This window comes from Pseudomonas delhiensis, from assembly GCF_900187975.1.
Classification (GTDB): domain Bacteria; phylum Pseudomonadota; class Gammaproteobacteria; order Pseudomonadales; family Pseudomonadaceae; genus Pseudomonas; species Pseudomonas delhiensis.
In genome coordinates this window covers 96283-104530 of sequence record NZ_FZPC01000027.1, presented here as the reverse complement: position 1 = coordinate 104530, position 8248 = coordinate 96283, and the positions used below count along the sequence as shown (strand labels likewise).

The following is an 8248-nucleotide window of genomic DNA, read 5'->3' as shown; positions in this document are numbered from 1 at the left end:
CAGCGCCGCCGAGGAACAGAGCGCGGTGGCCGAGGAGATCAACCGCAACGTGGCGGGCATCCGCGACGTGACCGAGTCGCTGTCCGGCCAGGCCCGGGAATCGGCGCAGATCAGCCAGTCGCTGAACGACCTGGCGAATCACCAGCAGGGGTTGATGGGGCAGTTCCGCGTGTAACCGTAGAAGGCGCTTCCCTGTAGGAGCGAGCCCGATTCACAGTGGCCCGCGCCACCAGCGTGGCCGATGACAATCGCGGACGGAGTCCGCTCCTACGACCGTGCATCCCTGGAAACGTAGGAGCAACTGTCTTCTGGGCTCCCTCGTTCGCGGGGGTGACTGGATCAAAATTCGCGTCTCCCATGTCGCCCCATTGTAGGAGCGGGCCCTGCCCGCGATTCGCGCGTAGGGCGCGCTCCTACAGGGGAATGGCATGGCTCGGCCCGCGTAGGAGCGACTCTGTCCGCGATCAGCCCTTGCTCACACTGGCGGCGGTCTGCCCGAAGAGGATCTTCTTGCTTTCCTCGGTCACCGACGGCCGCGAGGAGAACGGCTGGCCTTTCTCATACGCGCGCACCGTCGCCGGTCGGGCGGCTATGCCTTCGAACCAGCGCTTGAGGTGCGGGAACTCGTCCAGGTCCTGCTGCTGGCGCTGCCACGGCACCACCCAGGGGTAGCTGGCCATGTCGGCGATGCTGTATTCCTCACCGCCCAGGTAGGGCACCTTCGCCAGGCGCTTGTCCATCACGCCGTACAGGCGGTTGGTCTCGTTGATGTAGCGCTGCATGGCGTAGGGCAGCTTTTCCGGCGCGTATTGCACGAAGTGGTGGTTCTGCCCGGCCATCGGGCCCAGGCCGCCGACCTGCCAGAACAGCCATTCCAGCACCGTCTTGCGCCCGCGCACGTCGCCGGGCATGAAGCGGCCGGTCTTCTCGGCGAGGTAGACGAGGATGGCGCCGGACTCGAACACGCTGATCGGCTCGCCGCCGTCCGCCGGGGCGGTGTCGATGATGGCGGGCATGCGGTTGTTCGGCGAGAAGGCGAGGAACTCCGGCTTGAACTGGTCGCCGGCGCTGATATCGACGGGGTGGATGCGGTAGTCGAGCCCCGTTTCTTCGAGGAACAGGGTGATCTTGTGGCCGTTGGGGGTGGGCCAGTAGTACAGCTCGATCATGGGACCTCCTGAAGTGGGACGCCCCGGCACGGTGCCGGGGCGTACAACGCCCGCGCCCAGGAGAGCGGCGCGGGCCAAAGGCCAAGACTATAGCTTTACTTGCGGTCGATCCAGACGGTCTGCGGGTTGAGGAACTCGCGCAGGCCGAAGTGCGACAGCTCGCGGCCGAAACCGCTCTTCTTCACGCCGCCGATCGGCACGCGCGGGTCGGAGGCGGAGAAGCCGTTGATGAACACGCCGCCGCTGACCAGGCGCCGGGCCATCTGCTGGGCCTTGGCCTTGTCGGCGCTCCAGATGGCGCCGGACAGGCCGAACTCGCTGTCGTTGGCCAGTTCCAGGGCGTGCTCGGCATCGCGGGCGACTATCACCGAGGCCACCGGGCCGAAGATTTCCTTGACGAAGGCGGTGTTGCCCGGCTTCACGTCGGCCAGCACGGTGGGCGCGTAGTAGTTGCCTTCGCCTTCCAGCTTGTGGCCGCCCAGCAGCAGGCTGGCGCCGTCGGCGATGGCCTGCTGCACCTGGCCGTCCAGTTCGTCGCGCAGGTCGAAGCGGGCCATGGGGCCGACGAAGGTGTCGTCCGCCAGCGGGTCGCCGATCTTCAGCGCCTTGACCGCGGCCAGCAGCTTCTCGGTGAAGGCCGGGGCGACGGATTCCTCGACGATCATGCGCTTGGCGGCGATGCACACCTGGCCGCAGTTGCCGAAGCGGCTGGCCACGGCGGCCTTCACCGCGGCGTCCAGGTCGGCGTCGGCCAGCACGATGAAGGCGTCGGAACCGCCCAGCTCCAGCACGCACTTCTTCAGCGCGGCGCCGGCCTGGGAGGCGATGGCCGCGCCGGCGCCGACGCTGCCGGTCACGGCGATGGAGGCGATACGCTCGTCGGCGATGGCCTTGGAGACCAGCGGCGGCTCGACGTTCAGCACCTCGAACACGCCTTCCGGCAGGCCGGCATCACGCCAGGCCTTCTGCAACTGGTAGGCGCAGCCCATGACGTTCGGCGCGTGCTTGAGCACGTAGGTGTTGCCGCCGAGGATGATGCTCACCGCGCCACGCATGACCTGCCAGGTGGGGAAGTTCCACGGCATCACGGCCAGCACCGGGCCCAGCGGCAGGTAGGAGATGTACGCGCCCTCGATGCTGGTCTTCTCGTCTTCCAGCATGGCCGGGCCGTGTTCGGCGTACCAGTCGCAGAGGTTGGCGCACTTGTTGATCTCGCCACGCGCCTGGGTGACCGGCATGCCCATTTCCCGGGCTTCCATGCGGGCCATGGGCTCGACGTTGGCGCGCAGCACCTCGGCCATCCTGCGCAGCACGGCGACGCGCTCGGCCACCGGGGTATCGCGCCACTGGCGGAAGGCGGCGTCGGTGCGGGCCAGCGCGGTTTCCAGCTGGGCGGCGTCCTCGAAGGGGTAGCGGGCCAGTTCCTGGCCGGTGGCGGGGCTGCGCGAGATGGCAGCGGGGATGGCGGCGATCTGGTTCATGGAAGGTCCTTGCACGGCAGGTGGGGCTTGCCGCCGTTGGTCGGCGGCGTGGGTCGTTGGGCCGGCGCCACTGGCGCCGGCATGGCGGAGAAATTAAGGTGGCGTACCTTTCATGACAAATGAATAATTCAGAAAGAACCATTCTTTCGGAGAGAAACATGGACCTGACCCAGCTGGAGTTCTTCCGCGCCGTCGCCCAGGACGGCAGCATCACCGCCGCCGCGGGCCGCCTGCACCGTGTGCCGTCGAACCTGACCACGCGCATCAAGCAGCTGGAAGGCGAGCTGGGCGCCGAACTGTTCATCCGCGAGAAGTCGCGCCTGCGCCTGTCGCCCACCGGGCGCAGCTTCCTCGACTACGCCGAGCGCATCCTCGACCTGGTGGAAGAAGCCCGCCAGGTGGCCAGCGGCGCCGAGCCCCACGGCAGCTTCTCCCTGGGCTCCATGGAAAGCACCGCGGCGGTGCGCATCCCCGAGCTGCTGGCGCGCTACCACCAGCGCTACCCCAAGGTGCAGCTGGACCTTTCCACCGGCCCTTCGGGGGAGATGATCGACGGCGTGCTGGCCGGCCGCTTCATCGCCGCCTTCGCCGACGGCCCGGCCAACCACCCGCAGCTGGACGGCCGCCCGGTGTTCCAGGAGGAACTGGTGCTGATGAGCGCCCAGGGCCACCCGCCGGTGCGCGACGCCCGCGACGTGGCGGGGGAGACGGTGTTCGCCTTCCGCGACAGCTGCTCCTACCGCAAGCGCCTGGAAGGCTGGTTCGCCGAGCAGCGGGTGGTGCCGGGCAAGATCATGGAGATGGAGTCCTACCACGGCATGCTCGCCTGCATAGCCGCGGGGGGCGGGGTGGCGATCATCCCCAGGGCGATGTTCGACAGCCTGGCGGGTGGGCGCAACGTGACCATCCACCGCCTGGCCCCCGGCCACGCCGAAGCCACCACCTGGCTGTTCTGGCGCCGCGGCACCGACACCCCGGCGCTGCGGGCCTTCATCGGCTTGCTGGAGCCGGAAAGGCGGGATGCGGCGTAGGGGTATAACCCAGAAAACAACGTAGGAGCAACTGTCTTACAGGCTCTACCGAAGTGCTCTTCGTAGGAGCGAGCTTGCTCGCGAACCGCATGGCACCGCGTTTGTTCGCGAGCAAGCTCGCTCCTACGAGAAGCCATGCTCGCCTGCAACGTAGGAGGACCTTGTCCGCGATAGCCGGAACCACCGGCGCGATTCGCGGATGAGATCCGCTCCTACGCCGCCCCACCCACGCCATTCCCCTGTAGGAGCGCGCCCTGCGCGCGAAATCGCAGGCAGGGCCTGCTCCTACAGGAGGTTGCCGATGGGCACGGCATATATCCCGTAGGAGTGGATTTCATCCGCGATAGGCGTAAAACGCCAGCCCCCTAATGAAAACGGCCCCTCGCGGGGCCGTTCTGGTCGTCAGTGGACCACAGCCTTCACCGTCCTCGGCGGCGCGTGCTCGGCGTGTTCGTTCTCCTCGTCGATCACCGGCACCTCGTTGCCGTCCTTGTCGAACAGCTTGCCGTCGAGGAAGTAGTCGCCCTCGTTCAGCGCCGCGATGTCGCGGTAGCGCAGGGTGCGTTCCTCGGCGGCGACGAACACCGACTGCTGGTCGGAGTTGCCGGTCTTGAAGTGGTTGAACAGCAGGTTCAGCGCGATGGCCATGATGGCCGAGGAGCTGATGCCGGAGTGGAAGATGGTTTCCACCCAGCCCGGGAAGTTGTGGTAGAAGTTCGGCGCCGCGATCGGCAGCATGCCGAAGCCCAGGGCGGTGGCGACTATCACCAGGTTCATGTTGTTGTGGTAGTCCACCTTCGACAGGGTGCGGATGCCGCTGGCCGCCACGGTGCCGAACAGCACCAGGCCGGCGCCGCCGAGCACCGCCGGGGGCACCGCGGCCACCACCCGGCCGACCACCGGCAGCAGGCCGAGGGTCACCAGGATCAGCCCGCCGGTGGCCACCACGTAGCGGCTCTTCACGCCGGTCACCGCCACCAGGCCGACGTTCTGGGCGAAGGCGCTCTGGGTGAAGGAGCCGAAGATCGGCGCCAGGATGCTCGACAGCATGTCGGCGCGCAGGCCGTTGCCCAGGCGCTTGGAGTCCACCCTGGTGCCGATGATCTCGCCCACGGCGAGGATGTCCGCCGAGGTTTCCACCAGGGTCACCAGGATCACGATGCACATGGAGATGATCGCCGCCACGTGGAAGGTCGGCATGCCGAAGTGGAAGATTTCCGGCATGGCCAGCATCGGGCCTTCGGCCACCCTGGAGAAGTCGGTCATGCCCGCGGCGTAGGCGATGCCGGTACCGATCACCATGGCCAGCAGGATCGACAGGCGCGAGATGGCGGCGCTGCCCAGCTTGCTCAGCAGCAGCACTATCACCAGGGTCACGGCGGCCAGGCCGATGTTGGCGGTGCTGCCGAACTCGGCGGCCTTGGGGTTGCCGCCCATGGCCCAGCGCGCGGCCACCGGCATCAGCGTCAGGCCGATGGTGGTGATGACCACGCCGGTGACCAGCGGCGGGAAGAACTTGGTGATGCGCGAGAACACCGGGGTGATCAGCAGGCCGATGGCCGAGGCCGCCATCACCGCCCCCAGCACGGCCGGGATGCCGCCGCCCTCGTAGCCGGTGGTGAGGATGGCGAGCATGGTCGCCACCCCGGCGAAGGACACGCCCTGCACCAGCGGCAGCTGGCTGCCGAAGAAGGGCAGGCCGAGGGTCTGCAGCAAGGTGGCCAGGCCGCCGGCGAACAGCGACGCGGCGATCAGGGTGCCGATCTCGGCGGGCGACAGGCCGGCGGCCTGGCCGAGGATCAGCGGCACGGCGACGATGCCGCCATACATGGTCAGAACGTGTTGCAGGCCGTACGCCAGGTTGGCGCCGACACCGAGGTTCTCGTCTTCCGGGCGGGTGCTGGAAGACGCTACAGCTGAACGGTCATTCATGGCTGGAGGACTCGCTTGTTTTTGTTGTGCCGAGCAATGTAGACACGGTTGTGCGTGTTTGGCTACTACCTTGTATACAAAATCTTGCTCGACGCTCTGAACTATTTGATTCGAAAGAAAAAATAATCTTCCGTGAAATGCGCAGGCGGCTGCCTGCACGCCGCCCGGAGCGAAGCAAGAACCTGGCCATGTCGTCAGGAATTTTGGATGCAAGGGTGTCGCTGGTCGGCACGGCCCGCGTGGCGCTAGGGCCCGACCATCGGGGCGGCCATGGAGCGAAGTGGCCAGAGGGAGGAAGTGCACGGAAGTCGGGCGCCGCGGCCTCAAGATGGTGCTGTCCAGCGGGCGCCCAAATGAAAAACGCCGCGACGGGGAACCGTTCGCGGCGTTTTCGCAGTGGCCGGGGGAGGGGCTTCAGATCATGAAGCGCAGGATGTCCGCCCGGTTCATCTCGGTGCGGCCTTCCTCGTACCAGCGCGGGATGACGTCCTTCAGGCCTTCCTTGGTGTCGTCCAGGTTGAACGGCGCCGGGTAGCGCTTCTTGCGGTAGGAATAGATGTAGTAGGTGCCGTCGCGGTAGAGGATGCGGTCGAAGGTGTAGAAGGCGATGTGCGAGCCGTTGCAGCGCGCGGTCAGCACCACGTCGCCTTCCTCGTAGGGCAGGGCGCCCTCGGCGCATTCGTAGGTGAAGAACTCGCGTACGTCGTCCCAGTCCACGCCGCTGCTGGCGCGCAGGAAGCCCTCGGCGGTGGTCTCGGAGTCCTCGGAGTGGTCGCTGTACCAGATGAACAGCGGGATGCTCTGGTTGGACTCCTCGCCCAGCCAGCTCTCGCCGTCCAGGTACTGCGCGGTGCGCGCCAGGCCCGCCTGCATGCGGCGGTGGTTCCAGCGGTAGGTTTCCAGGGCCTCGTCGAAGGCCTCGCTGTCGCTGGCCGGCAGCACGCCCTCGGTGGCCTTCAGCGCCTCGACGCGGGCCAGGTGCTGCTGGTAGAGCGCGGCGTCCTGGATGACCACGGCGTTGTCGCGGGACAGGCCGACGCCCAGTTCGGTGAAGTTGGCGCTGCCGAGGATGACCACGTCCGGTTCAATCAGGTAGAGCTTCCAGTGGATGCTCTTCTGGTAGCGGAAGTCGACGGACAGCGCCAGGTCGTCGCCGCCCTCGCCGATGCAGTACTCGATGAAGTCCGGGGAGGTGAAGGAGTTGATGGTCCCGACCACTATGTCCAGACGGTTGCCGTTGGCGCGCAGGCTTTCCACCAGGGGTTCGGTGCCGGCGGCGAAGGCGGTGACGACCGTGATCTTCTTGTCGCGCTGTTGGCCGAGGTAGCCCGCGAGGTCGTTCCGATTATCGAGGATCTGCATAGGTTCTCCAGCAGCATGGGTTCCGCAAATGTAGGCATTGTCGCACGCCGGTGGGGGAGGTTTCACGCTTGGCGCGAAAAGGCTTGCGGTAGAGCAGGGGGCTTGGTTTTTCGTAGGAGCGAGCTTGCTCGCTCCTACGAAAAACCAACCAAAAAAAGCCCGCCATACGGCGGGCCGAAGCGGAACCAAAGGCGTCTTTCAGTCGCCCATGCCGTCGTCGATGGCGATGCCCTGCCTGCGCATCGCGGCGATCAGCTGGGCGCGGGTTCCCGGGAGGTTGAGCATGGTTTCGTGGCGAATCCCCGCTACTTCCTCCGCGGTGTACGGCTTGTAGTCCGCCGGCATGCTCTTGCCGGCCATGCCGTCCTCGCGCAGCAGCCAGTTGAGCATGTCCGCCAGTTGCGCATCGCTCAGCGCCGACATGGACATGCCCGGCACCCGCACCAGGAACTGGCGGCCGCCGTCCACCTTGAGGAAGTTGCCGACGAAGCCGAGCATCCTCGGCACGTCGTTGGACTTCGAGCCGGCGCCGTCGGACAGGTGGCAGCCGGCGCACTGCAACTGGTAGTTGGTGGCGTTGCTGTAGCCGGCCTGGGCGATCGGCGTCTGCTCCGCCTCGTTGCCCGGCGCGTGCTTCTGGTGCGGGTCGGGAATGCTGCGTGCCTGGGCCATGGGCATGGCCAGCAGGCACGACAGCCCGAGGGTCAGCAGCGAGCGTTTCATGGCTGACCCCGAGCCCTACACGGCCACGCCGCGGATGACCGAGACGGTGCAGTGGTAGATGTGCGACTTGGCCGCCAGGCACCAGTTCACGTCGTTGTTGTTGAACGGACGGTAGGCCGGTTCCTCGCTGTCGTTGCGGGTGCAGGCGCACTGGTTGCAGCTGTGCTTACCGCAGCAGTCGTTATAGGAAATGATGTAGTTCTTGCCGTCGGCCGGGTTGTGGCAGGTGCCGACCCAGGCCACCTGGGACACCTCGGTGCCCGGCGGGCAGCTGGACACGGTGCCGCCGCAGCAGGAGCAGAGGAAGCCGTCGATGGAGCAGTAGCGCCAGTAGTCGCAGCTGTTGGGGTCGCCAGGGTCGCCGGCCATCGGCTTGTCGGCGGCCAGGGCCTTGCCGGTGCGGTCGATGGGCAGCAGCACCGGCAGCGCGGCGCCGGCCACCAGCAGCGAACCCATGCGCGAGAGCAGCTTGCGCCGCGAGGTGGTGTCGGCGACGCGGCGGGAGGAGCGCTCGAAGAGCTGGTCGAGGAATTTCATCGGTTATCCCTTT

At 66.9% G+C, this 8248-nt stretch carries 8 protein-coding genes; 2 read left to right on the top strand and 6 right to left on the bottom strand.

Annotation, left to right across the window (positions count from 1 at the left end):
• Positions 1 to 175 (top strand): methyl-accepting chemotaxis protein (locus CHC02_RS30015; protein WP_141137696.1); only part of this gene is annotated, 175 nt, incomplete at its 5' end.
• A gap of 289 nt (positions 176 to 464) precedes the next feature.
• Here the strand turns inward: CHC02_RS30015 and CHC02_RS23095 are convergent.
• Together CHC02_RS23095 and CHC02_RS23090 are read right to left on the bottom strand one after the other, a co-directional pair.
• Positions 465 to 1169, bottom strand: a complete 705-nt coding sequence (locus tag CHC02_RS23095) for a glutathione binding-like protein (protein WP_089393747.1) — start codon at positions 1167 to 1169, stop codon at positions 465 to 467.
• Between the two features lie 95 nt (positions 1170 to 1264).
• On the bottom strand, positions 1265 to 2650 hold the full coding sequence (locus CHC02_RS23090) for an NAD-dependent succinate-semialdehyde dehydrogenase (RefSeq protein WP_089393746.1): 1386 nt from the start codon (positions 2648 to 2650) through the stop codon (positions 1265 to 1267).
• A gap of 158 nt (positions 2651 to 2808) precedes the next feature.
• On the opposite strand from CHC02_RS23090, the gene ptrR reads away from it, so the two are divergent.
• On the top strand, positions 2809 to 3681 hold the full coding sequence (ptrR, locus tag CHC02_RS23085; RefSeq protein ID WP_089393745.1) for a putrescine utilization regulator PtrR: 873 nt from the start codon (positions 2809 to 2811) through the stop codon (positions 3679 to 3681).
• Between the two features lie 402 nt (positions 3682 to 4083).
• Here the strand turns inward: ptrR and CHC02_RS23080 are convergent, their stop codons facing one another.
• The 4 genes from CHC02_RS23080 to CHC02_RS23065 all read right to left on the bottom strand — a co-directional run bounded on the left by CHC02_RS23080 (position 4084) and on the right by CHC02_RS23065 (position 8235).
• Complete coding sequence (locus CHC02_RS23080; protein WP_089393744.1) at positions 4084 to 5613, bottom strand: nucleobase:cation symporter-2 family protein; 1530 nt, start codon at positions 5611 to 5613, stop codon at positions 4084 to 4086.
• A 414-nt stretch (positions 5614 to 6027) separates the two neighbouring features.
• A complete protein-coding gene (locus CHC02_RS23075) occupies positions 6028 to 6975 on the bottom strand; it encodes a phospholipase D family protein (protein ID WP_089393743.1) in 948 nt (315 codons plus the stop codon).
• A 198-nt stretch (positions 6976 to 7173) separates the two neighbouring features.
• The gene (locus CHC02_RS23070; protein ID WP_089393742.1) at positions 7174 to 7698 is read right to left on the bottom strand and encodes a cytochrome c family protein; all 525 of its coding nucleotides are present in this window, start codon (positions 7696 to 7698) and stop codon (positions 7174 to 7176) included.
• Positions 7699 to 7713: 15 nt separating this feature from the next.
• Positions 7714 to 8235, bottom strand: a complete 522-nt coding sequence (locus CHC02_RS23065; protein WP_089393741.1) for a methylamine dehydrogenase light chain — start codon at positions 8233 to 8235, stop codon at positions 7714 to 7716.
• Positions 8236 to 8248: the final 13 nt, after the last annotated feature.

Coding starts and splice junctions, on each gene's coding strand:
- CHC02_RS23080 (WP_089393744.1), bottom strand. CDS start 5,613: ATGAATGACCGTTCAGCTGTAGCGTCTTCCAGCACCCGCCCGGAAGAC.
- CHC02_RS23065 (WP_089393741.1), bottom strand. CDS start 8,235: ATGAAATTCCTCGACCAGCTCTTCGAGCGCTCCTCCCGCCGCGTCGCC.
- CHC02_RS23075 (WP_089393743.1), bottom strand. CDS start 6,975: ATGCAGATCCTCGATAATCGGAACGACCTCGCGGGCTACCTCGGCCAA.
- CHC02_RS23090 (WP_089393746.1), bottom strand. CDS start 2,650: ATGAACCAGATCGCCGCCATCCCCGCTGCCATCTCGCGCAGCCCCGCC.
- CHC02_RS23095 (WP_089393747.1), bottom strand. CDS start 1,169: ATGATCGAGCTGTACTACTGGCCCACCCCCAACGGCCACAAGATCACC.
- ptrR (WP_089393745.1), top strand. CDS start 2,809: ATGGACCTGACCCAGCTGGAGTTCTTCCGCGCCGTCGCCCAGGACGGC.
- CHC02_RS23070 (WP_089393742.1), bottom strand. CDS start 7,698: ATGAAACGCTCGCTGCTGACCCTCGGGCTGTCGTGCCTGCTGGCCATG.